The sequence below is a fragment of the Brevibacterium gallinarum genome (genome assembly GCF_014836885.1).
Taxonomy (GTDB): domain Bacteria; phylum Actinomycetota; class Actinomycetes; order Actinomycetales; family Brevibacteriaceae; genus Brevibacterium; species Brevibacterium gallinarum.
Genome location: NZ_JACSPY010000002.1, coordinates 264648 through 290523, shown reverse-complemented (window position 1 = coordinate 290523; position 25876 = coordinate 264648). Strand labels below are relative to the sequence as shown.

At 65.6% G+C, this 25876-nt stretch carries 21 protein-coding genes; 11 read left to right on the top strand and 10 right to left on the bottom strand.

All coding sequences use genetic code 11. The annotated features are described in order from the left end of the window. The first annotated feature begins 58 nt into the window (after positions 1–58). Positions 59–1306 (top strand): MFS transporter, encoded by a 1248-nt coding sequence (locus H9634_RS03555; RefSeq protein WP_191725396.1) that lies wholly within the window; start codon positions 59–61, stop codon positions 1304–1306. Here the strand turns inward: H9634_RS03555 and H9634_RS03550 are convergent. The 7 genes from H9634_RS03550 to H9634_RS03520 form a co-directional block, all read right to left on the bottom strand. Then, on the bottom strand, positions 1271–2137 hold the full coding sequence (locus tag H9634_RS03550) for a hypothetical protein (RefSeq protein WP_191725395.1): 867 nt from the start codon (positions 2135–2137) through the stop codon (positions 1271–1273). The two genes, H9634_RS03555 and H9634_RS03550, sit on opposite strands and share 36 nt — an antisense overlap. A gap of 128 nt (positions 2138–2265) precedes the next feature. Further along, positions 2266–3399 carry a serine hydrolase domain-containing protein gene (locus H9634_RS03545; RefSeq protein ID WP_191725394.1) on the bottom strand — a complete coding sequence of 378 codons (1134 nt, stop codon included), beginning with the start codon at positions 3397–3399 and terminating at the stop codon, positions 2266–2268. Next, positions 3383–5323: an ABC transporter ATP-binding protein gene (locus H9634_RS03540; RefSeq protein ID WP_191725393.1), complete on the bottom strand. Its 1941-nt coding sequence runs from the start codon at positions 5321–5323 to the stop codon at positions 3383–3385. Before H9634_RS03540 ends, H9634_RS03545 begins: the two co-directional genes overlap by 17 nt. Next, positions 5320–6297: an ABC transporter permease gene (locus H9634_RS03535; RefSeq protein WP_191725392.1), complete on the bottom strand. Its 978-nt coding sequence runs from the start codon at positions 6295–6297 to the stop codon at positions 5320–5322. The genes H9634_RS03540 and H9634_RS03535 overlap by 4 nt, the downstream gene beginning before the upstream one ends. Further along, a complete protein-coding gene (locus H9634_RS03530) occupies positions 6297–7256 on the bottom strand; it encodes an ABC transporter permease (RefSeq protein ID WP_225210535.1) in 960 nt (319 codons plus the stop codon). Before H9634_RS03530 ends, H9634_RS03535 begins: the two co-directional genes overlap by 1 nt. Beyond that, entirely contained in the window at positions 7253–8842 is a 1590-nt protein-coding gene (locus H9634_RS03525; RefSeq protein WP_225210534.1) for an ABC transporter substrate-binding protein, read from the bottom strand. Before H9634_RS03525 ends, H9634_RS03530 begins: the two co-directional genes overlap by 4 nt. Beyond that, a complete protein-coding gene (locus tag H9634_RS03520; RefSeq protein ID WP_191725391.1) occupies positions 8839–9927 on the bottom strand; it encodes a TetR/AcrR family transcriptional regulator in 1089 nt (362 codons plus the stop codon). Before H9634_RS03520 ends, H9634_RS03525 begins: the two co-directional genes overlap by 4 nt. 274 nt (positions 9928–10201) lie before the next feature. Between H9634_RS03520 and H9634_RS03515 the strand changes: the two genes are divergently transcribed. Beyond that, complete coding sequence (locus H9634_RS03515; protein WP_191725390.1) at positions 10202–10957, top strand: SDR family oxidoreductase; 756 nt, start codon at positions 10202–10204, stop codon at positions 10955–10957. A 102-nt stretch (positions 10958–11059) separates the two neighbouring features. On the opposite strand, the gene H9634_RS03510 is transcribed toward H9634_RS03515, so the two are convergent. Next, positions 11060–11797 carry a GntR family transcriptional regulator gene (locus H9634_RS03510; RefSeq protein ID WP_191725389.1) on the bottom strand — a complete coding sequence of 246 codons (738 nt, stop codon included), beginning with the start codon at positions 11795–11797 and terminating at the stop codon, positions 11060–11062. 143 nt (positions 11798–11940) lie between these two features. Here H9634_RS03510 and H9634_RS03505 point away from each other — a divergent pair, with 143 nt between their 5' ends. The 8 genes from H9634_RS03505 (at position 11941) to H9634_RS03470 (ending at position 22480) form a co-directional block, all read left to right on the top strand. After that, entirely contained in the window at positions 11941–13245 is a 1305-nt protein-coding gene (locus tag H9634_RS03505) for an MFS transporter (protein WP_191725388.1), read from the top strand. Further along, entirely contained in the window at positions 13238–15265 is a 2028-nt protein-coding gene (locus H9634_RS03500; RefSeq protein WP_191725387.1) for a hydantoinase/oxoprolinase family protein, read from the top strand. The genes H9634_RS03505 and H9634_RS03500 overlap by 8 nt, the downstream gene beginning before the upstream one ends. Further along, a complete protein-coding gene (locus H9634_RS03495; protein ID WP_191725386.1) occupies positions 15262–16884 on the top strand; it encodes a hydantoinase B/oxoprolinase family protein in 1623 nt (540 codons plus the stop codon). Before H9634_RS03500 ends, H9634_RS03495 begins: the two co-directional genes overlap by 4 nt. Continuing rightward, on the top strand, positions 16881–18020 hold the full coding sequence (locus tag H9634_RS03490; protein WP_191725385.1) for a tyramine oxidase subunit B: 1140 nt from the start codon (positions 16881–16883) through the stop codon (positions 18018–18020). Before H9634_RS03495 ends, H9634_RS03490 begins: the two co-directional genes overlap by 4 nt. A gap of 304 nt (positions 18021–18324) precedes the next feature. Continuing rightward, complete coding sequence (locus H9634_RS03485) at positions 18325–19311, top strand: siderophore ABC transporter substrate-binding protein (RefSeq protein WP_191725384.1); 987 nt, start codon at positions 18325–18327, stop codon at positions 19309–19311. 76 nt (positions 19312–19387) lie between these two features. Beyond that, a complete protein-coding gene (locus H9634_RS03480; protein ID WP_175293682.1) occupies positions 19388–20506 on the top strand; it encodes an ABC transporter permease in 1119 nt (372 codons plus the stop codon). Further along, positions 20499–21728 (top strand): iron chelate uptake ABC transporter family permease subunit, encoded by a 1230-nt coding sequence (locus tag H9634_RS03475; RefSeq protein ID WP_225210533.1) that lies wholly within the window; start codon positions 20499–20501, stop codon positions 21726–21728. The genes H9634_RS03480 and H9634_RS03475 overlap by 8 nt, the downstream gene beginning before the upstream one ends. Further along, positions 21725–22480, top strand: a complete 756-nt coding sequence (locus H9634_RS03470) for an iron ABC transporter ATP-binding protein (RefSeq protein WP_191725383.1) — start codon at positions 21725–21727, stop codon at positions 22478–22480. Before H9634_RS03475 ends, H9634_RS03470 begins: the two co-directional genes overlap by 4 nt. A 22-nt stretch (positions 22481–22502) precedes the next feature. On the opposite strand, the gene H9634_RS03465 is transcribed toward H9634_RS03470, so the two are convergent. Continuing rightward, a complete protein-coding gene (locus H9634_RS03465; protein WP_191725382.1) occupies positions 22503–23522 on the bottom strand; it encodes a hypothetical protein in 1020 nt (339 codons plus the stop codon). Positions 23523–23586: 64 nt separating this feature from the next. After that, on the bottom strand, positions 23587–24441 hold the full coding sequence (locus H9634_RS14850) for a phosphatase PAP2 family protein (protein WP_191725381.1): 855 nt from the start codon (positions 24439–24441) through the stop codon (positions 23587–23589). A 232-nt stretch (positions 24442–24673) separates the two neighbouring features. Here H9634_RS14850 and H9634_RS03455 point away from each other — a divergent pair, with 232 nt between their 5' ends. Continuing rightward, complete coding sequence (locus tag H9634_RS03455; protein ID WP_191725380.1) at positions 24674–25714, top strand: PRC and DUF2382 domain-containing protein; 1041 nt, start codon at positions 24674–24676, stop codon at positions 25712–25714. The last annotated feature ends 162 nt before the right edge of the window (positions 25715–25876 follow it).

Sequence of the window (25876 nt, the reverse complement as noted above, 5' to 3'; positions counted from 1 at the left end):
CTGGCCTGCGCGCCGGTTGGCGCATGCGTCACCACTCGATGAGCAGACAGGAGATCCCATGCCCGCAGCGCCGTCTGAGCGTGCGCCCGCATCTGCGGCGACCGCTCCCGAGGCGGTGGGCACCCGGACTGCCAGGCTCGCAGTGTTCGCACTGGCGATCGGTGCCTTCGGCATCGGCACCGCCGAGTTCGCCACCATGGGCCTGCTGCCGCAGATCGCCGAGGGCTTGGACGCCTCGATCACCACAGCTGGGCATGCGGTGTCGCTGTATGCGCTCGGCGTCGTCATCGGCGCACCGGTCATCACTGCGTTGGCGGCCAAGATGGACCGCCGCTGGCTGCTGCTGAGCCTCATGGTCGTCTTCATCATCGGCAGCGTCGGCTCGACCCTGGCCCCGACGATGAACCTCATGCTCGTCTCCCGATTCATCACCGGCCTCCCGCACGGGGCATTCCTCGGCGTCGGCGCCGTCGTCGCCGCAACCCTGGCACCAGCGCACCGCAAGGGCACCGCAATGGCCCGGGTGATGCTGGGCCTGACGATCGCGAACATCATCGGTGTACCCGCCGCTGCCGCGCTGGGCACGGAGTTCGGCTGGCGGGTCGCCTACGCGCTCGTCGCGTTCATCGGGCTGCTGACTCTGGTGGCCGTGTTCTTCCTCGTCCCGCAGACCGCACCGGCTGCCGCGCCGTCGATCCGCGGTGAGCTGCGCACCATGAAGCGCCCGCAGGTGATCCTCACCCTCATCGCCGGATCGGTGGGATTCGGCGGCATGTTCGCCCTCTACACCTACATCGCCCCGACCCTGACCGAGCTCACCGGGCTGCCCGCCTCGGCGATCCCGTGGGTGCTCGTATGCTTCGGCGTCGGCATGACCGTCGGCACCTTCGTCGCAGGCCCGCTCGTCGACCGGTCGATCGAGCGCTCGGCTGTCATCGGGCTCGTCGGCCTGGGCATCGTGCTGCTGACCTTCGGGCTGTTCGCCCACGTGCCGGCCGTGGCGATCGGCTGCGTGTCGGTCATCGGCATCTTCAGCTCGCTGTTCGTCACTGCCCTGCAGGCCAGGCTCATGCGCGAATCCCACGACGCACCCTCGCTGACTGCGGCGATGAACCATGCGGCATTCAACTTCGCCAACGCGCTCGGCGCGTTCGCCGGCGGCATCGTCATCGACGCAGGACTCGGCTTCCGCGCACCAGCACTCACCGGTGTCGGGCTGACCGTCGTCGGGCTGGTCGTCACGACGATCGCGATCACCACCTACCGCCAGTCACGCGCCCGTCTGGTCATCGACGTCGAGGGGTGAGTGGTCTGCGGCGCTCAACCGTGCGCACTCGTCCATCAGCTGCCGCACCCCGACAGCGAAAGCACGTTCAGCTTCTGTATGAAATCCCGTTTGAGCGATCACGTTGTCAGCCGCGCGAATCAGTTCGGCTTGCGTCTGACCATCGGGTAGCGTGACGGCAGCCAGGCACACCTGCTCGACGTCTTCGACAAGCTCTTCAACATCTATGGCCAGATCATATTCTGGATCAGCCCGATGCCGACTGTGATCGATTGGCAGCAAGCGGAAGTTCGGGCAGTGTTCGCAGAGGAGTTCTTCTGCTCGCTGACGCAGTTTCACGACTTCTTCGTCAAGCACTGATCCGTCTGGAGCGACTGCGAGAATCAGCGTTCTGTCCGAAAAGTGTCCTCCGCCCAACGCTCGCGACACACCTGCTGAGGCGATCGTTCCAGCCAGCACACATACACCGAAGACCGGCAGCCAGAAAACCGCAATCTCCGAGGGCCGGTCAGCGACGCCTTCGCTGGTGAGCATGTGGAGCCACGGCACTGAATGCACCGGAGACACCAGCAAGACCACTCCCACGGCTCCGAGCCCGGTCAGCGGCAGCGTACCTCGTACCGTTGAGAAGGAAGCTGCACCGGCGAACAGACCACACCCGAACCCGGAAAGCATCATCCAAGCGAAGAAAGTGATGAACCCACCGACGATTGGCTCGACTTCGAGCGCAACTGTCAGCGGGTCGGGTGCGGTCACGATCGACACAGCGACACTGCTGAGACCATAACCGGTTGCAGTGACGACAAACAACGGCGACCATGACGGGATCAGCCACCGCTTCATCAACCGCATAGGCCAATCCTCACAATGTCAGACGTCAGTGAGATCACTATACTCACGACGATCCGCAACTGGCCGCCGTTGAGGGCCCTCCATCGGTTGACCGCCAGCCGGGTGTCTCACCGCCGGCCGATACCACTTCACTTCCCGCCGGTGACCTCCGCGTACAGCGCTGCGAGCAGCTCCTTCACCCGGGTGTCGACATCCTCAGACTGCATCTCATTGGTGAGGAACGAGAATGCGATGCCGTGCTCGGGCCATGCGCCGTGCAGTCCCCCGCCGGCCCCGGAATGCCCGAAGGCCGCCTCAACCGGCCCGTAGGTGCCGATCGGGTCGGCGAGTTCGAAGCCGAGGCCGAAGCGCAGCGGCCGGTCGTTGATCACATCGATCCCCTCCGACCAGGTGCGGGTGAACATCTCACGGGTCTGCCGGGAGAGGATCGCACCGTCTTCCAGCAGCAGCGCGTAGAACCGCGCCATCGACTCCGCCGTCGCGATACCGCCGCCAGCGGCCTGCTGCGCGGCGTGGTATTCGCGGGTGTTGAACGGGCTGTCCCCGGAAAGCAGCAGGCCAGCGTACATCCGGTCGACGATCGCCCGGCGCTCGGGGTCGTCATCGAGGAACGTCGAGACCCGATAGCCGGCAGCCTGGTGGATCGGCGCAATCCGGTCCTCCAATTCCGCAGGCAGCCCGAGGTGGATGTCGAGTCCGTGCGGGCCGGCGATGCGTTCGGCGATGAGCTCGCCGACATCAGCGCCGGTGACCCGCCACACGAGCTCGGAGAGCAGATAGCCATAGGTGATCGCATGGTAGGCGACCTTGGTACCTGGTGACCACAAAGGCCGCTGGGCTGCGAGCCGGGTGGCCATGAGCCGGTTGTCGTACTGCTCGCCGTCACCGACAGGATCCGGGTCGACATAGGGCAGCCCGACCGTGTGATTCAAAAGCTGGCACACCGGCACTTCGTCCTTGCCGGCAGCCGCGAACTCCGGCCAGTACCGGGCGACGGGTGCCTCGACGTCGATGAGCCCGCCATCGACGAGCATCCCGACGACAGCCGCGGCCAGGCCCTTCGTCCCGGAGAACAGCACGGCCATCGTCTCCGTGCCCCACGCCTCGGGCGCGGCAGCCCCGCCACGGCAGGTGTGCCCGCCGGCCAGGCTGCAGATGAGCTCGCCGTCGCGGCACACCGCGAACGCCATGCCGCCGCCGCCCACGCGCACGTGCCGGTCGAATACCTCGGCGACAGAGCCGGACTCAGAGGCTGGGGACATTGGCCAGCAGCTCCTGCGTGTACGTGTGCTGCGGGTTCTCCAGCACCGCATCGACCGGGCCGTCGTCGACGATCCGCCCGGCGTTGAGCACCGCCACGCGGGAGGCGATGTGCCGGGCGAGGGCGATGTTGTGGGTGACGAAGAGCATCGCCAGGCCGCGTTCGTCCTGCAGGGTGCGCAGCAGCGAGATGATGCTCGCCTGCACGGATACGTCGAGGGCAGAGGTGATCTCATCGCAGATGAGCACGCTGGGCATGTTCACCAGTGCCCGGGCGATCGCGGCACGCTGCCGCTCACCGCCGGACAGGTCGCCGGGGCGCCGGTCGTGGAACTGCCGGCCGAGCCGCACAGCATCGAGGGCGTCCTTGACCTGCTCACGCCGCTGGGCCGCACTGAGCCCACCGGCCATCTCCAGCGGCACGGCCAGCGATTCGCCGATCGTGCGCCGGGGATTGAGTGAGGAGAACGGCGACTGGAAGATGTACTGGATGTCGGTGCGCTGGCCGATGCTGCGCTGCCGCGTCGAGCGCGCGATCGTCTCGCCGCGGTAGATGACATCGCCGGTGTAGCCGTCGTTGAGGCCTGCGATCGAGCGCGCCAGCGTGGTCTTGCCGGAACCGGATTCGCCCAGCAGCAGCGTGCACTCCCCGGCCCGCAGGTCGAGGTCGATCGATTCGAGGATCGTCTTCGGCCCGTAGCTCAGGCCCAGCCCGCGCACCTGCAGCACCGCATCGGTCGCCGGCGCTGTCGGCTGCCGTTCGCTCACCTCGCTTGCCGCCGTCGCCCCGCCCGTGCCCGAGGTGCCGGTTTCCGGGCTAGCGGTGCCGGTCTCTGGGCCCGCGGTGCCCGAGGTGCCGGTCTCCGGGCCCGAGGCGGTGGCCGCCTCGGCAGCGGGGCTCGCGTGGGTCGCGTCCGTGGTGAGCAGGTGGGTCTTCCGGTTCTCCTCAGCGGCCGTGGCTCTGGCCTCGGCTGCCGCCTTCTCATCCGCTGGCACGTCGGCGCGTTCGAAGTCGCCGATCCGGTTGCGTCCGGCCAGGTCGGGTACGGCGGCCAGCAGCGTCTTTGTGTAGTCGTGCTGCGGGCGTTCGAGCACATCGGCGCAGCCGCCCTGTTCGACGATGCGCCCGCGCAGCATGACCGCGATCCGGTCGGCGATCTCGGCCACGACGGCCAGGTCGTGGGTGATGTAGAGGCCGGCGACCTTGTTGCGCACGGTCATCTCGCGGATCGTGTCGAGGACCTGCGCCTGCGTGGCGACGTCGAGGCCGGTGGTCGGCTCGTCGAGGACGAGCACATCGGGATACATCGCAAAGGCCATCGCGATGCCGATGCGCTGCTGCTGACCGCCTGAGAGCTGGTGCGGCCAGCGCCGCTGATAGGCCTCGTCATCGGGCAGGCCGACTTCGCGCAGCACCGAGCGGACGCGTTCGGCGCGCTCTTCGGCGGAGGATCCGAAGCCGTGGATGTCGAGGACCTCGCTGATCTGCTCGCCGACCCGCATGCCGGGGTTGAGTGAGAGCGCAGGATCCTGCGGAATGTAGGACACCCGCGCTCCGCGCAGCTGCCGCAGCGTCGCATCCGGCAGGGCGGTCATCTCGGCCGGCTCGTCGGCATCGGAGGGGTAGAGCCACACAGTGCCGCAGGCATGCGTGAGACCGGTGCGGAAGTGCCCGAGCACCGCCAGCCCGACGGTCGTCTTGCCGGAACCGGATTCGCCGACGAGCGCGAGGATCTCCGAGGGTTTGAGGTCGAGTTCGACATCGGAGATGACATCGGCGCCCGAGGCGGTGGCGGTGATGTGCAGATCGTCGATCTCGAGGACGTTGCCGCCCTCCTGCGCCCGCGCGTGCCAGGCTGAGGAGCGGCGCGCAGACGGGCTGACCGTGGCGATGCTGCCGGTGGAAGTCGTGTCGAAGCTGCTCATTGCTCACCTACGTTCGATGTCGCCGAAGCCCGTGCGATCGAGTCGGCGATGAGGTTCGTGCCGATGGTCAGCAGTGCGATCGCTGCCACCGGCAGCAGCACACCCCATGGCTGGATGGACAGCGCGATGCGGTTCTCGTTGATCATCAGGCCCCAGTCCGCGGTCGGCGGCTGCATGCCCAAGCCCAGGAAGGACAGCGAGGCGATCGCGCCGATCGAATACGTCAGGCGCAGGCCGGCCTCAACGGCCATCGGGCCGGTGATGTTGGGCATGATCTCGCGGGTCAGCAGCCGCAGGCGCGGCATCGCGTACATCTCGGCTGCCCGGATGTAGTCCTCGTTGATGACCCCAAGGGTGGCCGAGCGGGCCACACGGGCGATGCGCGGGGCGTGGGTGATGCCGATGACGGTGACGAGCACCCAGCCCTGCGGCCCGAGCACGGTGATCGCCAGCAGCGCGAAGACGAGCTGCGGGATCGCCAGCAGCACATCGTTGCTGCGCATGATGAGCGAGTCGAGCCAGCCGCCGGTGTAGGCCGCGGTCATCCCGAAGAGCACGCCGAGGATCAGGCCGATGAGGGTGGCGAGCAGCGCGTAGAGGAGGAGCGTCAGACCGCCGCCGATGAACCGGGTGAAGACATCGCGTCCGAGGTTGTCGGACCCGGCGATCCCATCGGGCTGGAAGGGGCGGGCGACGAATTCGGTCGTCGTGTATCCGGTCGCCCAGGGCACGAAGAGCGGGCCGAGGAAGGCCAGCAGCACGACTGCGGCGGTGATGATGACGCCGACCTTCGCCTGCTTCTGCGCCCAGAACCGGGTGAGCACGGTGTTGCGCTGGCCGGTGTGGGCGTCCTTGGTCGCCAGGCTCGGGGCCGCCGCCGAGGCGGTGGTCGCCGGGTCGAGGTCGGCGCGCTGTTCGACGACGGAGCTGTCGCGGTCGGCCGCGCCGGTGTGCGGAGGCGGGGTGGTGGTCATCAGGCGTCACCTCCGGTGCGCAGCTTGGGGTTGGTGAGGATGCCGACGATGTCGGCGAGCAGGTTGACGATGACGTAGATGAGGGCGACGATCATCGTCACCGCCTGCACGACCTGCACATCGCGGTAGTCGACGGCGTCGATGAGCGCCTGCCCCAGGCCGGGGAAGCGGAAGAGGAACTCGACGACGACGACACCGCCGGCCATCCAGGCCAGCTGGATGGCGATCACCTGTGCCACCGGGCCGATCGCGTGCGGCAGCGCGTGCCGGAAGATGACGCGGCGTTCGGGCACCCCTTTGAGGCGGGCCATCTCGACATAGCCGGAGTCGAGGACTTCGAGCATCGTCGCGCGCATCATGCGGGCGATGTAGGGCGTGACGACGAGGACGAGGACCGCGATCGGCAGGATGAGCTGACTGGGGAAGTCCCACACCTGGGTGCCCGGCGGGCGCATCGTCACCGCCGGCAGGATTGTGAACACGGTCGTGGAGAAGAACGCCACGAGCGCGATGCCGACGACGAACTCCGGCAGTGCGGCCAGCACGAGGGACAGGCCGGTGACGGTGTTGTCGACGGCCTTGCCGCGGCGCAGGGCTGACACGATGCCCAGGATGACACCGGCCGGGACGCTGATGAGGGCGGCGGCCACCATGAGCACCACCGAGGAGCCGACCCGGTCGGACAGCAGCTGGCTGACCGGCTGGCCGGTGGCCACCGAGGTGCCGAGGTCGCCGACGAACAGTCCGCCCAGCCACAGGAAGTAGCGCGTGAGCGGCGGCTCGTTGAGATTCATCTGCTCGTTGATCGCTGCGATCCGCTCGGGTGTGGCCTGCTGGCCGAGGATCGCGCGGGCCGGGTCGCCGGGCAGCAGCACCGTTGCGAAGAAGATGATGAGGGAGACGGCGAACAGGATGACGATGCTGATCGCCAGCCGCTGGAGTATGAGTCTGGCGATCATGCGACGTCTCCGATCCATACGCGATGCAGGTTGAAGCCGGAGAGCGGCAGTCCGGTGGCGTTCTCGACGATGCCGCCGAGGTACGACTGATAGGCGTCGACCTGATTGGCGAAGCCCCAGATGATGAGCCCTCCGCGGTCATAGAGGATGCGCTGTGCCTGTTCGACGAGCGCGCTGCGCTTCGCATCGTCGGTCTCCCGCCGGGTGGCGGCGATGATGTCCTTGAATTCCTCGTCGTCCCAGTGCGTTTCGTTGAACGGCGCATCGGGCATGGTGCCGGAGTTCGTCTGGCCGAGGAAGTTGCGGGTGTACCAGAAGGACTGGGAGAACGGGTAGTTGAGGTAGTCGCCCCAATAGGAGGTGAGGTCCATGCGCTTGATGTTGATGGTGATGCCGGCGGCGCTGGCCTGTTCGGCGAACACCTGTGCGGCTTCGACGACACCGGCCTGGATCGGCGCGGTGACGAGTTCGACTTCGATGCCGTCGGGGTAGCCGGCCTCTGCCAGGAGGCGCTTCGCCTCGTCGATGTCCTGCTGCCGCTGCGGGAAGTCCGGGTAGGCGGGATCGTAGGGCGAGTACATGTCGTTGGCGACGCGGCCGAAGCCGGAGAGCACCTGTTCGACCATCTCCTCGCGGTCGATCGCCAGCCGGAAGGCCTGCCGCACCCGCTCGTCGTCGAAGGGTTCGACGTCGACCCGCATGGTGAAGGGCAGCCACATGCCGGTCTCGGAGTTGAGCACCTGCATCCGCGCGTCACTGCCGATCACCTCGGCCAGTGCCGCCGGGATCTGCGCGACCGCGTCGACCTGGCTGGAGAGCAGCGCGTTGATGAGTGCGTCGGTGTCGTTGAAGTTCAGCAGCTGCACCTCATCGAGGTACGGCCCCTCGTCGCCCCAATAGTGGGGGTTGGCGCGCAGGATCGTCGACTGCGCCGGGGTGAAGCTCTCCAGCATGAAGGGTCCGGTGCCGACCGGGTCCTGCGGGTCGTAGTCGGCCGGGACGATCGTGCAGGAGTACTGTCCGAGCGTGTCGTCGAGGGAGGCGTCCGGGGAGCTCAGGTGGATCTCGACGGTGCGGTCGTCGATCTCGCGGACCTCTTCGAGGGCTGAGAGCTGCGCGGCGCCGTTCTTCGGGTCGTCGGGGTCGATGATCCGCTCGAGGCTGGCGCGCACATCGGCGGGCGTGATCGGGCGGCCGTCGCAGAACGAGATCCCCTCGCGCAGCGTCACCGTCCACACCGTCGCATCGTCGTTCGGGGTCACCTCGGTCGCGAGCATCGGGGTCAGGTTGTAGTCGTCGTCGCGGGTGAGCAGGGAGTCGTACATGCACACGGCGCGGGCGACGTCGCCCAGATTCGTCGCCACCGCACCGTCGAGGGTGTCAGCAGCACCACCGCCGACGAAGCCGACCCGCATCGTCCCGCCCTTCTTCGGCGGCCCGGTGACCTCAGCGGCCGGTCCGACGGCCGGCTGGGTGCCGGTGACGCAGCCGGCGAGCATGAGGCCGACGCCCATGCCGACGCCGCCGCCGAGCACCGCCCGCCTGGTCAGCCACCGCGGGGGTGTGGGTGAGGGTGGTGCTGTCATGATGCGGGCTCTCCTTTCGTCCTCGCCGCCCGCGCCGAAGCGGCGGGCGCGGTGTGCGCGTCGCTCGCCGGCATGCCGGGAGCCAGGATGGTGTCGGTGAGGTAGCGGTCGATGAGTGTGTGCGGGCTGTCGACGGCCCCGGCGAGGGTGCGCAGCACGAGTCCGTCGAGGAAGATCGTCAGCTGGGCGGCCGCCTCGGCCGGATCGGTCAGCTCGAAGGCGCCGACGCGCTGCCCGGCGGCCAGGCAGGCGGTGAGGATCGCATCCCAGTCAGCGGCGAGTCCGGCTGCCTGGCTGCGGGAGCCGGCGCCCACGGCGATCTCGGCGTAGTTCTGCAGCCAGATCGACCAGTCCCCGGCCAGCGTGGTGGCCGTGTCGGCGTCGGTGATGCGCGCTGCGAAGCCGCGCGGGATCTTCATCTCGATGAGTGTCTGCAGCAGCGCGAGGTGCTCGGCTGGTGCGCTGGCGTCTGGGGCGCGGGCCTGCAGGAGGGCGGCGCGCTCGTTGGCCAGCCGTTGCGCGGAGTGCTGCAGGGCTGCGTCAAAGACGTCCTGCTTGGAGGTGTAGTGGTAGTGCAGGCCGGCGGCGCTGATCCCGGCCTGGCGGGCGATGTCGATCATCCGCACCCGGTGGTAGCCCCATTCGGAGAACAGCTGCCAGGCGGCCTCGGCGATCCTGGCGCGCATCCGCTGCGCCTTCGCTCCGCCCGGCCGGCTTGACTCGGGTGCGCTGTCGGCCGGGCCCGAGGCGGTGGCTGGGCTGGGCGCTCGCGTCTCCGGGGCGGCGGGGGTGCTGGCCTGCGGTGCGGCGAGCGCATCGGAGGCGGGCGCATCGGAAGCGGGCGCGGTGGCGGTCACTCCCCTGCTGAGCCAGTCGAGGGAGACACCGGTGAGCTCGGCGATGGCCGAAAGCTCCTCGATGCGGAAACGGCGAGCACCGGAGAGCGACTTCGACAGCTTCGTCTTGTCCAGACCGATGTGCCGGGCTGCCTCGACCTGGCTGAACTCGCTGTCGCGCAGGGCGCGCGCAACACGTGCAGCCACCGATGCAGTGGCCGCCGAGGCAGGCAGTGTCGCGGCAGTCATGGCCTCACCGTACAGTGAAGTTGCGAGAATCGCTACGTTGCCGGTCGCCAACCGGTTTGAAACCTGGGTCACAGCGCATCCGCGGCAGCCGCACTGACCCCGCCGCGCACCTCCGGGCAGCAGCCCGTCTGATGCCCGGCAATCACGCTGCATCCACTCCCACGCGCCCACTCCATTGACCGGATGCCGAGAGGCTGTTGACGCGCACCGCCGAGCAGATAAAGTTAGTAAACAATCGTTCAGCAAGTATTCAAGCGATCTGCCGGGAGGCACCATGGGCCAGCGTTTCACTGGGAAGACTGCGATCGTCACGGGCGCATCGCGCGGCATCGGCTTCGGCATCGCCGAACGCCTCGTCGCCGAAGGAGCACGGGTGTGCATCACCGCTCGCGGTGAGGAGGCACTCGCCGAGGCAGCCGAGAAGCTCGGCGGGCCGGACAAGGCGATCTACGTCGCCGGCAAGGCCGACCGCCCCGAGCACCAGGATGAGGCGATCGCCAAGACGATCGAGGCCTTCGGCCCGATCGACATCCTCGTCAACAACACCGGCATCAACCCCGTCTACGGCCCCATGATCGACCTCGACCTCGATGCTGCCCGCAAGGTCTTCGAAGTCAACGACATCTCCGCCCTCTCCTGGACCCAGAAGGTCTACGCTGCATCGCTGGCCGAGCGTGGCGGCGCGGTCCTCAACGTCGCCTCGGTCGCAGGCCTCGGCCAGCCCGCGGGCATCGGCTTCTACGGATCGTCCAAGGCGATGCTAGTGCACATCACCCGCCAGCTGGCGATGGAGCTCGGCCCCAACATCCGCGTCAACGGCGTGGCCCCGGCCGTCGTCAAGACCCGCTTCGCCGAGAAGCTCTACGCCCACGATGAGGAGGGTGTGGCCGCGGCCTATCCGCTCAAACGCCTCGGCACCCCTGAGGACATCGCAGCAGCCGCAGCCTTCCTGCTCTCCGACGAGGCCGGCTGGATCACTGGCCAGATCCTCACCCTCGATGGCGGCATGACGCTGTGCGGCGGCGTCTGACACACATCCGACAGCCAGCCACCCGCTGGCACATCCCCCGCCAACCCCCGGTCGAGCCTGCCTCGGCCGGGGGTTACGTAACTCCTGATTGCTTTCAGCAGATCACCGCGACCGGTTAGGAGAGGGCAGATCCGAGAAATCAATTCCATCGATGAGGTCAGAGCCCAAGTAGTCAAGCATGCGCGAACGGAAGAGCTCCATGTGCTGAACAGCGATAGTCTCCGCCGCCGCGGCATCTCCAGCCTTCACCGCCCGCAGATGACTCCAGTGATCAGAATGGACTTCGGCGTAATGCTCTTGTAGCCGCTTTGAGTACACCGCATCGGGCCTGCTTGTGCCACCGAACGACAGGAAAGCAAGCCGCTGGAGGTGGGTGTACACCACCTCCGCAAGAGACAACAGGTAGTCGTTGCCAGCAATGCGCGCCTCAAGAATGTGCAACCGCGAGTTGGCCTCAGCAATAGACTCGGCATCTTCGCTGCGGATAGCGTCATCCACCACCTGAGTCGCAACCTCGAGAAGATCGAGGTCACTCGACTGCGCCCTCACTGTGAGTAAGCGCGCAATTGCTCGCACTAGAACGTGCTGCGCCTCAAAAAGCTGGTGTATGCGGTTCAGATTAATGTCCGCCACCACATAACCACCGCTGGAAACCAATTGCAGAAGTTCATCGGCAGCCAGTCTCTGCAGCGCTTCCCTGACCGGAGTTCGACTCATACCCACCTCCGCTGCCGCCCAGACCTCGTCAACGCGTGCAGATGGGGCGAGATCAAGATTGAGAATTCGACGGCGCAGTATGTCATAGGCACGCTGCGCTGCAGTCGGGCGGCGAAGGTTCATAGCTCCATTTTCTATCAGGTGGCCACTGGCGCCTCTTTTTGTGACTTAGCACACACCTACGTGACATACGCCTCACTCCCAGGCAAGCTGTATGCACTGCTGTATACACAGTCACTTCGACAATGTAAGCGGGTGAGACGCTCATGAACAGACAAAGCGAGGACCCACGCTCCGGTGCATCCGGGACGGATCCCCACGGTGAGAACGAGCAGATTCGAAGGCACCGACGACGGGCCGTTGCCGCGTCAGGCATTGGGTGGGGTCTAGATGGATTCACCTGGACCATGTACGGCTTCGCACTCACAGCAGCCATGCCCGTGTTGGGCATGAGCAGCACCGACACCGGCATCATCACGGCAGTCAGCATCGTCGCTTCAGCCGTAGGCGGGATCATCTTCGGAAATCTCGCCGATCGGTTCGGCCGCGTCAACATGTTGGCCATCGTCATTCTCGGTTACTCCGTCTTCACCGCACTCACTGCCACGTCACAGGACGGCCTCCAGTTCCTGCTGTGGAGAACCTTGGAGGGCCTGTTCTTCGGCGGCGAATGGGCCGTCGGCGCTGCGTTGGTAGCTGAGTATGCACGCCCAGACCGACGCGGCCGAGTCTTAGCCTTTGTACAGAGCACTTACGCCATGGGATGGGCGCTGTCGACGCTGGCCTACCTGATCCTCTACTCCGTATTCCCCGCAGAGGTCGCCTGGCGCTATCTGTTCCTCGTTGGCATCCTGCCGGCAGTCTTGGCCTTCATTATCCGCCGCACCACCAAGGATGCCGCTGTCGTAACTGGCGAGAAGAAGGTCGAGGCACCGAAGGCAACCGTTGGGAGTCTCTTCACGCCCGAGCTGCGGTTCCGAACGATTGTCGCCACAGTGCTCGGCATCGGCGTCCAGGGCATCTACTACTCCGTTTTCATCTTCCTTCCGACATACCTGCAAGAAGAGCGCGGGCTCAGCTTCGTCGGAACAGCGGGTTACACCTGGGCCGCCATCCTCGGATCGTTCGTTGGTTACGTATCTTCAGGATTTCTGCTCGACCGCTTCGGCCGACGTCCCACCTTCCTGTTCTTCTTCGTCGGATCTGCCGGCAGCGTCTCTCTGTTCGTGCTGACTTCAGCGGCCCGCCCCGAGATTGCGGTGCTAATCATCGTGCTTCTCGGCTTCTTCGCGTCCGGCCAGGCAGGTGGAACTGGAGCTTACCTCGCAGAGCTGTTTCCCACTTCCGTCCGCGGCACCGGGCAGGGGTTCTCCTACAACATCGGCCGCGGGCTTGCAGCGTTCGGCCCGCTCACTGTTGGAAGCCTCGCCGCATCGATTGGATGGGGGTACGCCATTATGACGATCGCCATCGCCGGCGCTATTACCGGAATAATCGCGCTCTCACTCCTTCCAGAAACAAAGAACGCTCAGCTCGTTGAAGCAATCGGAAAGGAGACCTCAGATGACTGACCAAATCCAGCGTCCGGGACCGCAAGCAGCAGTTGATACCGGTGGAACCTTCACAGACATCGGCATCCGAGATTCGGACGGGGTCCTCCGGGTATGGAAAGTACCGTCCACTCCGTCAGCCCCAGACGAAGCTGTCCTGAAAGGCCTGACTGAAGGGCTCGACCGGCAGAATTCGTCTCCAGCGGAGCTCAGCCGTCTCATCCACGGCACCACTGTTGCGACGAACACGGTCCTGACCCGCACTGGCGCCCGCGTAGGGTTACTGACGAATACGGGTTTTCGCGACATTTTGGCTATTGCCCACCAGGCTCGGCCCAGCATTTACGACGGCCGAGCGACACGAACAGCGCCTTTGATCCCCGACGAGCTGATCGTCGAAGTTGACGAGCGCATGGGGCCCGACGGTGAGATCATCACAGAGCTCACCGAGGATGCAGTCCGGACGGTTGCCAGTCAGATCCGCGAGCTCAAACTCGACGCTCTAGTGGTTTCATTCCTCAACGCGTACGTCGATACTCAGCATGAAGATCTAGCGGTGCGAGTTCTGCGAGATCTCGATGCCGCCCCGTTGATCTCCGCAGCAACCGACGTCACCTCAGAAATGCGCGAGTACGACCGGACTTCGACCGCAGCGATCAACTCCTACGTTCGTCCAGGTGTGTCTGCATACATGGATCGTCTCGTCACCGGAGTTAAGGACCTCGATGTCGCATCTCCGCTTTGGGTCATGCAGTCCAACGGAGGGCTCCTAGACCCTGATTCTGCAAGCACGCATTCTGCCCGCACCGTCCTCTCGGGATTAGCCGGAGGCGTCGTAGGCGCGGCCAACTGGGCGAAGAGTCTGAACCTCAAGCACGTCGTCAGTTTCGACATCGGCGGCACAAGCACCGATATCGCATTGATTCGCGACGGCCAACCGGACGAGACTATGGCGGGAGAAATCGACTCCCTACCCATGCGCCTTCCTAGCGTTGACGTCCACACGATTGGTGCCGGCGGCGGTTCAATCGCATGGACCGACTCCGGAGGAAGCCTGAGGGTCGGGCCGCACAGCGCAGGAGCGGACCCCGGTCCGATCTCCTACGGCAAGGGGGGCGTGGACCTCACCGTCACCGACGCCCACTTGGTCCTCGGCCGACTCGGAAGCGAGTTACTCGGAGGACGCTTCGAATTGGACTACGCCGCCGCACACAAGCGAATGGTCGAGTTCGGCGACAAGCTCGGGATGAGCGCAGAAGACTGCGCTGAAGGCATCGTCAAGGTCATCACGGTCACCATGGCCCGCGGCATTCGCGCGGTATCCGTCGAACGCGGCGTAGACGTGCGTGCATGTCACCTCATGGCTTTCGGAGGCGCGGGGCCGCTCCACGGCGCGGATCTGTCGCATGAGCTCGGCATGGCTTCGGCTGTGATTCCGCCTCTGCCAGGTATCGCATCTGCCGTCGGAATGCTCGATGCACCGGTCCGACGAGACTACGCGACGCCTGTACGGGCCGAAGACGCTGATGGACTGGAAGGGCTCAAACGCGACTTTGAGAAGATGGCCGAGCAGGCACGTGCCGACGCTGAAGTCGATGGCATGGAGCACCATCTCTTCGTCGACGCCCGGTACATCGGTCAGAGCACCGAGCTGACAATCGAATGGAAGAAGGACTGGGACGAGCAGCGCGAACTCTTCGATTCCGCCCACGAAGAGCGGTACGGGTTCCGAGATCCAGATGCCGCAATGGAAATAGCTGTGGCAAGGCTCAGCGCGATCGCCCCGCAAGAGGATCGGCCCTTTGCTTCCCCTGGGCCAGCGTCGGACCACATTGAACCCGACGGACATCGCGACGTCTACGTCGATGGCGAATGGGTCAAGACGCCGATCTACGACCGCTCTGCTTTCGGCGCAGGAACCGTCATTCCCGGCCCCGCTGTGATCAACCAGTTCGACACCACTACTTACGTCCGCCCCGAGCAACAGTGCCGATGCGACGATACCGGCTTCCTCCATCTGACCGAGAAGGAGCAGAAATGACCACCAAGGACCTCAACGCTGTTGAACTGGAAATCGTGAGAAACCGGCTGACTTCCGTCTCCGAAGAAGTAGGAACAGCACTCATCCGGACTGCCTACTCACCGAACATCAAGGACAGGCGAGACTGTTCTGCCGGAATCTACGCACCAGACGGGCAGCTGATTTCCCAGGCCGAGCACATCCCTCTTCACCTCGGGTTGATGCCGACACTGATCGCAGCAGCAATCAAACAGTTTGGCTCAGAGAAGCTGGAGCCCGGCGACGTTCTCATGACGAACAACCCATATCTCGGCGGTGCCCATCTGCCGGATGTCTGCATCATCAGTCCAGTCTTTGCCGGCGACGAGCAGATCGCTCTCGTGGCTACGATGGCACACCACGTAGATGTCGGCGGCATGACGCCTGGGTCCATGGCGACTCACTCGACCGAGATCTTTCAAGAAGGCATTCGCCTACCTCCGGTACGGCTCTTCCAACGCGGAGAACTCCAGCGAGAACTGCTTGACGTAGTGGTGACGAATCTCCGTACAGCAGACAAGACCCGAGGCGACCTCATGGCTCAAGTCGCGGCAAACCGGCTTGGCGAACGCCGTCTCCTCGAACTTGTCGAGGAATGGGGCACTGACGGCTTTGAACGATCGTGTCGAGCACTGGTCGAGTACGGAGAGCGTCGGACACGCGCAGCCATCAGCGCCCTGCCCGATGGCACCGGCGAGTTCACCGACATCCTCGAGCACGATGGGATTGGTCCAGCCGAGCTCCGCATTTCAGCCACGGTCACTGTGAGCGGCGACGAGGTCACAATTGACCTTCGGGACACTTCAGATCAGGCTCGTGGCGCGGTCAACTGCTCCTTTGCGGTTGCGCAGGCAGCCGCCGCTTACGTAGTGAAAATGCTGGCGGACCCGACGCTGCCGTCAAATGCAGGACTCACCGCTCCAATCACGCTTCTGACAAGACCGGGAAGTCTGGTCCATGCGGAGTTCCCCGCACCGGTAGCTCATGGCAATACTCAGACCTCGCAGAGGCTTGTCGACGCGCTGCTAGGAGCATTTGAGGAGTTCACCGAAGAGCTCGTTCCGGCCGCTTCATCGGGAAGCATGTCCATCCTCACGGTTGGCGGGGTCGACCCGGCCACCGGCCGCTACTACTCCTACGTCGAGACGTACGGAGGAGGCCAGGGGGCTCACCCAGATCAAGACGGTGCGAACGCAGTTCACACCCATATGACGAACACACGCAACACTCCGTGCGAAGTGATTGAACGCGAATACCCCCTCCGAGTTGAGGCCTACCGCATTGCACGCGGCACCGGCGGCCAGGGGCGATACCGAGGCGGAGACGGAATTGAACGACACATCACCGTGTCCCGCGGAACGGCATCCGTGGTCGTCGGCACATCCCGTGCCACAACACAGCCGTGGGGACTGCACGGTGGCGAAGCCGGCACCAGCGCCCAGGTGAATGTGTGTCGCGGCGGTGAGGACCTAGCTCAACCCGCGATGACGGCATTTGATCTCTCAGCAGGAGAGGGAGTGTCCATCCGAACTGCAGGCGGGGGCGGATACGGATCCTGCCAGAACACCGATGAATCAGAAACGCGAAAGGCTGCAAGATGATCGACCCAGCGATTGACTTCCGATACCTCTGTGAAGAAGAGATGATTCGCGCCGGTGTAAAGGACATGGCCCGTTGTGTTGACGTGATGGAAGAAGCCTTGGTGCTTCTGCGTGAGGGCGATTTCCGCATGGCCGGCTCGACGGCCATGTCCCACGGCGCCATGATCGGGTTCCCTGACGACCCCCAGTTCAGCGGCATGCCAGCCGACGGCCCCGACCGACGCTTCATGGCTATGCCCGCTTATCTGGGCGGACGCTTCGGCACCACCGGAGTCAAATGGTACGGATCCAACATAGAAAACCGGAATCGCGGTCTTCCCCGCTCGGTGCACGTATTCGTCCTCAACGACACTGAGACGGGAGCACCTCTGGCGATCATGTCCGGCAACCTCCTCTCGGCCTACCGCACCGGCGCAGTGCCTGGTGTAGCTGTCAAACATCTGGCTCGCGAAGACGCTCAGACATTCGGGATCGTCGGACCTGGAGTCATTGGGCGCGCGGTGACTGAGGCGGTCCTGACTCTTCGGCCGTCTGTCACTCGCATCGTCGCGAAAGGAAAAGATGATGACGATGTGCTCCGATACTCCGATTACGTACGCGATCGGTTCCCACAGATCTCCGAAGTCATTCCTGCATCTTCGGTGCAGGAGGTTTGTGAAGCCTCAGACATCATGACGGTCACCGTCACGACAGATGGCGCTGGTTCAGCTGGATTTCCGTATGTGCGCGAAGAATGGATCAAACCGGGGTCGCTTCTTCTGCTGCCAGCAGCAGCCCGTTTCGATGACGAGTTTCTTGTGTCTGGCAGAGCACGTCTGTGTGTTGACTCCTGGCGCCTGTATGACGCATGGGCCGAGGAATACGGCGAGCAGGCCTACGAGGATCTCGGTATACCCGGAACACATTGGCACGACCTCATGCGCTACGGCCAACTCCCCGGAGAACGCATTGAGGAGATAGCTGACATCGCCACTGGCCGTGCTCCCGGCCGGCAGTATGATGACGAGATCATCCTGTATTCGGCTGGCGGAATGCCCGTCGAAGACGTGGCCTGGGCGACGGATCTTTACCGAACAGCGACGGAGCAGGACATCGGCCGCTGTCTACCGCTATGGGATGCACCGGCTCTCGCTTGAGGCCAGATAGTAACCCCCCCGGTCGAGCCCGCCTCGGCCGGGGGGTTCGTGCTGCGTGGAATCAGCGCGCAGATATGTGTCGCGTCACAAACCGACCCCCGGGGGTGTGCACTGCGAAGGCAGTTAGGTAACATTAGCCTAACGAACTTTGGACACGTTTCCGTTTCGTAAATGGGTGAGCGTAGCCTTAGTGTGGTTCGCCTAAGCAGTTGGGAGGTCCCGTCTGCCCGAGCCACGCCACTACGTCCCCGCGCGTCACCGGTGCAGTCCACCGGCTGCGCGCACTTGAAAGGAGCCCCACCTGATGCGGATCAAGCATCGCCGCCTGAGCGCCGTCGCTGCTCTCTCAGCCGTCGCACTCACCCTCAGCGCCTGCGGTTCAGGCACCGGCACCTCGGCGGAGGAAACCCCTGAGAACTCCGCGACCGTGACCGTCGAAGACAACAACGGCACCCACGAGATCGCGACGCCGCCCACGAGCGTCGTCGCCACCGACAACCGCACCTTCCAGACTCTTGATGACTGGGGCGTGGAGCTCAAGGCCGGCGCCGTGGCCCTTATGCCCGAGAGCGTCTCCTACACCCAGAACGAGGATGTCATCGACCTCGGCAACCACCGCGAGCCCAACCTCGAAGCCGTCGTCGAAGCCCAGCCGGATCTCATCATCAACGGTCAGCGCTTCTCCCAGTACGAGGAGGACCTCGCCAAGCTGGCCCCGGATGCCACGATCCTCAACCTCGATCCGCGCGATGACCAGCCCTTCGATGCTGAGCTCAAGCGCCAGACGGAGGTGCTCGGCGAGGTGTTCGGCAAGCAGGAGGAGGCCAAGAAGCTCAACGAGGACTTCGATGCCTCGATCGAGCGGGTGAAGAAGGCCTACAACTCCGATGAGAAGGTCATGGGCGTCATCACCTCCGGCGGCGATATCAACTACTCCGCTCCGAAGGTCGGCCGCACGCTCGGCCCGGTGTTTGACATCCTCGGCCTGACCCCGTCGATCGACACCCCGGAGGGCGCATCGGATGACCACACCGGTGACGATATCTCCGTGGAGGCGATCGCCGACTCGAATCCGGACTGGCTGCTCGTGATGGACCGCGATTCCGCAGTCGAGGACGATGCCAAGCCCGCCCAGAGCATCATCGAGGAGTCGCAGGCGCTCAAGAACGTCAACGCCGTGAAGAACAGCAACATCGTCTACATGCCCAAGGACACCTACCGCGCCGAAGGCATCCAGACGTACACCACCTTCTTCAACGACCTCGCCGACGCGATGGAGAAGTCCAAGTGACACCGCGCCGGGGGGGGGGGGGGGGGCCCCCCCCCCCCCCCCCCGGCGGTCCACCTGATCCCAACCGATTGAGACGATGAGCATCCACGAACGCCACCAGGCAACCGCACCGGCGTCCGGTGCCGCTGCCGGCGCACACGGATCCACCGGCGCACCCGGATCCGACGGCACGTCCGCCGGGGCACCTGGATCCGCCGGGGCGCCTGCGGTGACCGCGCCCGAGGCAGTCGCCGGCACGGCTGCGAAGTCGCGCCTGTTCACGTGGCCGCTGCTCATCGGCGTGCTCGTCACCGCAGCGCTCGTCGCCTCCTCGCTGTTCATCGGCGTCTACGACATCTTCGGCGCCGAGGACGGCTCGGAGATGTTCGCCATCACCCGCGTGCCGCGCACCATCGCCCTGGTGCTCGCCGGGGCGGCGATGGCGATGTGCGGTCTCGTCATGCAGCTGCTGACGCAGAACCGGTTCGTCGAGCCGACGACGACCGGCACCACCGAATGGGCCGGCCTGGGCCTGCTGCTGGCCTTCATCGCCTTCCCCGGCGCCCCGCTCATCGTCACCATGAGCGTGGCGATCATCACCGCGTTCATCGGCACCCTCATCTTCTTCGCCTTCCTGCGCCGGGTGACGCTGAAGTCCTCGCTCATCGTGCCGATCATCGGGCTCATGTTCGGTGCCGTCGTCGGCGCGATCTCGACCTTCCTGGCTCTGCAGAACGACCTGCTGCAGACCGTCGGCATCTGGTTCGCCGGCTCCTTCACCGCGGTGCTGCGCGGCCAGTACGAGCCGCTGTGGTTCGTGCTCATCGTCGTCATCGCCGTGTTCATCGTCGCCGACCGGTTCACCGTCGCCGGGCTCGGCCAGGAGATCGCCACGAACGTCGGCCTGAACTACAACCAGGTGCTGCTGCTGGGCACCGGGCTCATCGCGATCGCCACCGGCATCGTCACCGTCGTCGTCGGCAACCTGCCGTTCATCGGCCTCATCGTGCCCAACATCGTCTCCCTGTTCCGCGGCGACGACCTGCGCTCGAACCTGCCGTGGGTGTGCCTGCTCGGCATTGCGATCGTCACCATCTGCGACATCATCGGCCGCACGATCGTCGCCCCCTTCGAGATCCCCGTCTCGCTCATCCTCGCTGTCGTCGGCGCAGCGGTCTTCATCACCCTGCTGCTGCGGAGGCGCCGGAATGGCTGACCTGTACGAAGCGACCTACACCGACCCGGCATCGCTGGCCCGCCGGGCCGGCCAGCTCGGCCCGTCCACCCTGCCCGACGTCAGCGGCGCCACCCCCACCGCCGGCACCGCACAGGCCACCACCGCCTCGGGCACGGCAGACGAGACCCTCACCACCGCCTCGGGCGCGGCAGCACAGGCCACCACCGCACGCACCCACACGCCGGCACCGGCGCGCGACGCCCGCCACCAGGGCGCCCTGCCGACGCGGGCCGCGCGGGTGCGCTACTTCGCGATCCTGACCGGGATGGGCGCCTTCGCGCTGGCCGCCTGCTTCGCACTGCTGGCCTGGGACAATCCGATGCCGGTCGGCTCGGAGGGGTTCTGGCTCATCGCCAACCTGCGCGCGACGAACATCGCCGTCATCGTCATCGTGGCCTTCTGCCAGGCGATGGCGACCGTGGCCTTCCAGACGGTGACCCACAACCGGATCATCACGCCCTCGATCATGGGCTTCGAGTCGCTGTACACGCTCATCCACACCTCGATGGTGTTCTTCTTCGGCGCAGCCGGCATCGTCGCCGCCGGGTCGACGAGCATGTTCCTCACCACCGTCGGGACCATGGTCGTCTTCGCCGCGTTCCTCTACGGCTGGCTGCTCTCGGGCCGGTACGCGAACATGCAGATCATGCTGCTCATCGGCATCATCCTGGGTGCTGGGCTCGGCTCGCTGTCGACGTTCATGCAGCGGCTCATGACCCCTGGTGAGTTCGATCTGCTCACCGCCCGGCTCATCGGCTCGATCTCCAACGCCGAGGCCAGCCACCTGTGGATCGCAGTCCCCATCGTCGCCGTCGCCGGTGGCGCACTCTGGCTGCTGGCGCCCAAGCTCAACGTGCTCGCCCTCGGCCATGACGCGGCCGTCAACCTCGGGCTCAACCAGCGGGCCTACAACATCATCGTGCTGCTGCTCGTCTCCGTGCTCATGGCGATCTCGACCGCCCTCATCGGGCCGATGACGTTCTTCGGGTTCCTCGTCGCGATGCTGGCCTACCAGCTCGCCGACACTCACGACCACCGCTACGTCTTCCCGCTCGCCTGGCTCACCGGCATCGCCGTGCTCGCCGGCGCCTACTTCTCCCTCAAGCACCTGTTTTACGCCGAGGGTGCCGTGGGCATCATCATCGAGGTCGTCGGCGGTTCGTTCTTCCTGCTCTACATCCTGCGAAAGGGCCGCCTGTGATCACCCTCTCCGCTGTGCGCAAGAGCTACTCGACCGAGGTTTCGATCGGCCCGGTCGACCTGCAGATTCCCGCCGGCGGCGTCACCGCCCTCGTCGGGCCCAACGGGGCCGGCAAATCGACGCTGCTGACGATGATCGGCCGGCTCATGGGCATGGACGAGGGTGCGATCGAGATCGCCGGCTACGACGTCGCGACGACGAAGTCGAAGGATCTGGCGAAGATCGTGTCGATCCTGCGGCAGGAGAACCACTTCGTCACCCGGCTCACCGTCCGCCAGCTTGTGGGCTTCGGCCGGTTCCCGTACTCGCAGGGCCGGCTGACGGGCGCCGATGATGCGGTCATCACCCGCTCGATCGACTTCTTGGGCCTTGGGCCGCTGGAGGGCCGGTACCTCGATGAGCTCTCCGGCGGGCAGCGGCAGCGCGCCTACGTCGCGATGGTGCTGGCGCAGGACACCGACTATGTGCTCCTCGATGAGCCGCTGAACAACCTCGACATGCGCCATTCGGTGCAGATGATGCAGCACCTCGAACGCGCCGCCGAGGAGCTCGGCCGCACCGTTGTCATCGTGCTGCATGACATCAACTTCGCCGCCCACTACGCCAAGCGGATCTGCGCGGTCAAGGACGGGCAGGTCTGCTACTTCGGCACCCCGGCCGAGATCATGCGTCCCGAGGTGCTCTCCGATGTCTTCGACACCCCCGTCGACGTCATCGACGGCCCGCGCGGGCCGCTGGCCGTCTACTACTGAACCGGGCCCGAGGCGGTGGCTGCTACCGCGCCGGACGCGGCTGCGCCGGACTCGCCTGCCGTGCCCGAGGCGGCGACTGCAGCGGCGCCGGACGCGGCACCCGCAGCACCGCGGAGAGCACCCACCACGTCACAAGCCCGAGAGCACACGCCGCCAGGCTCAACGGCAGCATGAACTCCGAGACATCGAACAGCCTGCCGGCGACGACACCCGGAACAGCGAACACCAGCATCGACAGCAGCGCCGCCAGGCCCGGCTGGGCAGTCGCCGGCTTGAGCGTCCACAGCAGGATGGCCGCGAGGATCCCCGGCAGAGCGATGGCGAACAGACACATCATCACCGTCTTCGTCTCCGTCATGTCAGCGGCCAGCAGTGCACCTGCGCACACCACGCTGTAGGCGAGCGCGCCGATGAGCATGCTCGTGCCGAGCAGCCGCACGGACTCAGCACTGTCAGCACCAGCCGGGTCGTCATCACGGGGGCCGTCTGCGCTGGCGGCCTCGCTGCTGGTGGAACCAGCGGCCTCTTCGGGCTCATCATCGTCACCGTCACTGGGTGCAGGCTGCGCGGCGCGGTTGGTGCGCCGGCCGGAGAGGAACGCCCGGATCGCGAGGCCCAGCACCCAGAGCGCGATGGCGATGAGCAGCGGGGGCAGACCGAAGACGAGCGGATAGACATAGTTGCCCAGGCCAGCCAAGGTGAAGCCTCCTGACCAGAGCGGGCTCTCCAACACGAGCATGGCTGTCCAGATGACGGCGTAGACGGTGATGACAGCTGCTGCGATCCACTCCCACACGGCGCGGCGGGACAGCAGCGCCACTGCGCCCGCTGCCATGAGCGAGGGCAGCAGATCGAAGATGAGGCTGCTGATGAGCGCGGCCGCCTCCGGCAGGCCGCTGCGGGAGATGGCCTCGATGAGCGACATCGCAGAGAAGACCACTCCGGCGGCTGCCAGAGCGGCAACGAGCAGTGTGTGGGATCGCGACCGGTGATCGGCGGTGCGCACAACGGGTGGGGATGTCTGCTGGAGGGAGGATTGCATATCCCCAGCGTCTCATGCCGCGTAGACACCGCTTCGGCAGCGGCGAGAGGTGAGCACCCGAATCTCAGCCAGCGGCATGGCCGTCGGCACCAGGCTGCCGGCGGCTGCGGGCGGCTGCGACGGCGAGGAAGATGCGGTGGCCGGTGATGACGACGATGATCCAGGCGATGGCGACGAGCCAGGCGGTGAGCACATCGGTCGTCCAGTGCTGACCGAGGTAGATGCGGCTGAGTCCCATGCAGGCGGCGAAGGTCAGGCAGCCGAGGACGATGAGGATCTTCAGCCACCACTGGCGGATGAGGATGAGCACCAGGTAGGCGATCATGCCGTACAGCGCCAGGGAGTTGAGCGAGTGGCCGCTGGGGAAGGAGAACCCGCCTTCGTACGGCGGGACCGCATCGGCATGTGCTGGGCGCGGGCGGCCGATGAGGTTCTTGCCGAGCACCGTGAACGCGACCGAGCCGAGGGCGGTGATGAGCATGAGCAGCAGCGGTGTGCGGCGCCGGTAGACGATCGTGAGGATGCCGGTGATGATGAGCGCGATGACGGTCATCCCGACGATGTCGCCGAGGTTGGTGAAGACGGTGACTGCGCGGTTGAGTGCCGGTGTGCGCAGCTCCTGCATCCAGTGCAGGATCGGCCGGTCGAGGGCCGTGATGCCGTCGCGCGGGTTGTCGAGGCTTTCGTAGATCTCCTCGGCGATGGCCACGCAGCCGAGCATGATGCCCAGGCCGATGCTGGTGAAGAGGATCAGCGCGGTGTAGGGGCCGAACCAGCGGCTGAGCCGCTGGCCGATCCAGCCGAGCAGCTTCCATCCCGGCAGCCGGCGCCCGTGCGGTTGGACGAAGTCAGCGGCCTCGCGGATGAGCGGGTCGTCCGAAGAGTGCAGCCGATCGGTGCTGGTGTGCTTGTCAATCACCGTTCCATTCTCACCGAATTCGGTGCACACCGCCTGGTGCCCCGCCGCAGGGAGACCTGCCGGCTGGAAAGTCTGAGGAAGCGCTAAGAAACAAGGACTGTTGTCATAGTGGGTGAGGTGTTAGCGTGAACTCATCCGATGTCACTCCGGATACAGCACGACAGTGCTGATAGGCACCACCCGTTGGGGAAAGGTTCCTCGACGGTGAAACGTCACACCACAGGAGTTCAGCATGGAAAACATCGACATCGACCAGCTTCGCGGATCCGACCTCTACGATCAGACCGGAAGCAAGATCGGCAGCATCGGGGAGGTCTACCTCGATGACCAGACCAATGAACCAGCATTCCTGACCGTCAACACCGGTCTCTTCGGCATGAACGAGACTTTCGTTCCCTACCAGAGCGTCTCGCGTGACGGCGACAACCTCGTCGCCCCGTTCGAGAAGTCCTTCGTCAAGGACGCTCCGAACATCGCCGCTGACGGCAGCCTGACGCCGGAGGAAGAGGAAGAGATCTTCCGCTACTACAGCCTCGATTCCGGCACCGGCCGTGACCGTGACCGGGACGGTGTGCGCGACCACGACCGCCACGGCACGCACGACCGCGACCGCGACGGCGTCCGTGATGCCGGTGCAGCCGGCGCTGCCGGTGGCGTCGCCGGTGCAGCCGGCCATGACCGTGATCGCGACCGTGACGGACTGCTCGACCGCGACCGTCACGACACGCACGACCGCGACCGTGACGGCCTGCGTGACCACGACCGTGACGGTGTGCGCGACCACGATCGCGCCGCTGCTGGTGACCAGCAGCAGGTCGTCGCCCACGAGGAGCGCCTCAACGTCGGCAAGGAGCAGGTCGAGACCGGCCGGGCGCGTCTGCGCAAGCACGTTGTCACCGAGAAGCAGCAGGTTGAGGTTCCGGTGCAGCGCGAGGAGCTCGTCGTCGAGCGCGAGTCGATCGACCCGAACTCGCCTGAGGCCCGCAGGGGCGGCGGCATCGACGCCGATCGCGGTGATGTCGAAGAGACCGTGACGCTGCGCGAGGAGCGCCCGGTCGTCGACAAGGAGACCGTGGCCACGGAGAAGGTCAACGTCGGCAAGCGCGTCGTCGAAGACAAGGAGACCGTCGGCGGTGAGGTCCGCAAGGAGCAGATCGACATCGACGGCGCTGAGGGCCGCGATGCTGCCGGACGCGGGGTCGACGGCCGCGGCGTGGACGGACGCGGGGTTGATGGCCCGGGTCCCGACGCTGACGGACGCCCGCTGCGCTGAGCTGTACCTGCTGAGCTTCAGCACCACCCCAACCGCCGAGTCGGCGGCTGAGCAGTCAGCCACCGGCTGAGCGATCAGAACACGGCACCCTGCCAGGTGACGGTGCGCCCGCACCGGATCCCGGCAGGGTGCCGCTGTCATGTGCAGGTGACCGCTGCCCAG

Excerpts from the sequence above, each read along its gene's own strand:
- H9634_RS03510 (WP_191725389.1), bottom strand. The coding sequence starts at position 11,797 with ATGAACCTTCGCCGCCCGACTGCAGCGCAGCGTGCCTATGACATACTG.
- H9634_RS03550 (WP_191725395.1), bottom strand. The coding sequence starts at position 2,137 with ATGCGGTTGATGAAGCGGTGGCTGATCCCGTCATGGTCGCCGTTGTTT.
- H9634_RS03540 (WP_191725393.1), bottom strand. The coding sequence starts at position 5,323 with ATGAGCAGCTTCGACACGACTTCCACCGGCAGCATCGCCACGGTCAGC.
- H9634_RS03520 (WP_191725391.1), bottom strand. The coding sequence starts at position 9,927 with ATGACTGCCGCGACACTGCCTGCCTCGGCGGCCACTGCATCGGTGGCT.
- H9634_RS03475 (WP_225210533.1), top strand. The coding sequence starts at position 20,499 with ATGGCTGACCTGTACGAAGCGACCTACACCGACCCGGCATCGCTGGCC.
- H9634_RS03455 (WP_191725380.1), top strand. The coding sequence starts at position 24,674 with ATGGAAAACATCGACATCGACCAGCTTCGCGGATCCGACCTCTACGAT.
- H9634_RS03535 (WP_191725392.1), bottom strand. The coding sequence starts at position 6,297 with ATGACCACCACCCCGCCTCCGCACACCGGCGCGGCCGACCGCGACAGC.
- H9634_RS03465 (WP_191725382.1), bottom strand. The coding sequence starts at position 23,522 with ATGCAATCCTCCCTCCAGCAGACATCCCCACCCGTTGTGCGCACCGCC.
- H9634_RS03490 (WP_191725385.1), top strand. The coding sequence starts at position 16,881 with ATGATCGACCCAGCGATTGACTTCCGATACCTCTGTGAAGAAGAGATG.
- H9634_RS03545 (WP_191725394.1), bottom strand. The coding sequence starts at position 3,399 with ATGTCCCCAGCCTCTGAGTCCGGCTCTGTCGCCGAGGTATTCGACCGG.
- H9634_RS03485 (WP_191725384.1), top strand. The coding sequence starts at position 18,325 with ATGCGGATCAAGCATCGCCGCCTGAGCGCCGTCGCTGCTCTCTCAGCC.
- H9634_RS03500 (WP_191725387.1), top strand. The coding sequence starts at position 13,238 with ATGACTGACCAAATCCAGCGTCCGGGACCGCAAGCAGCAGTTGATACC.
- H9634_RS03555 (WP_191725396.1), top strand. The coding sequence starts at position 59 with ATGCCCGCAGCGCCGTCTGAGCGTGCGCCCGCATCTGCGGCGACCGCT.
- H9634_RS03515 (WP_191725390.1), top strand. The coding sequence starts at position 10,202 with ATGGGCCAGCGTTTCACTGGGAAGACTGCGATCGTCACGGGCGCATCG.
- H9634_RS03480 (WP_175293682.1), top strand. The coding sequence starts at position 19,388 with ATGAGCATCCACGAACGCCACCAGGCAACCGCACCGGCGTCCGGTGCC.
- H9634_RS03525 (WP_225210534.1), bottom strand. The coding sequence starts at position 8,842 with ATGACAGCACCACCCTCACCCACACCCCCGCGGTGGCTGACCAGGCGG.
- H9634_RS03495 (WP_191725386.1), top strand. The coding sequence starts at position 15,262 with ATGACCACCAAGGACCTCAACGCTGTTGAACTGGAAATCGTGAGAAAC.
- H9634_RS03505 (WP_191725388.1), top strand. The coding sequence starts at position 11,941 with ATGAACAGACAAAGCGAGGACCCACGCTCCGGTGCATCCGGGACGGAT.
- H9634_RS03530 (WP_225210535.1), bottom strand. The coding sequence starts at position 7,256 with ATGATCGCCAGACTCATACTCCAGCGGCTGGCGATCAGCATCGTCATC.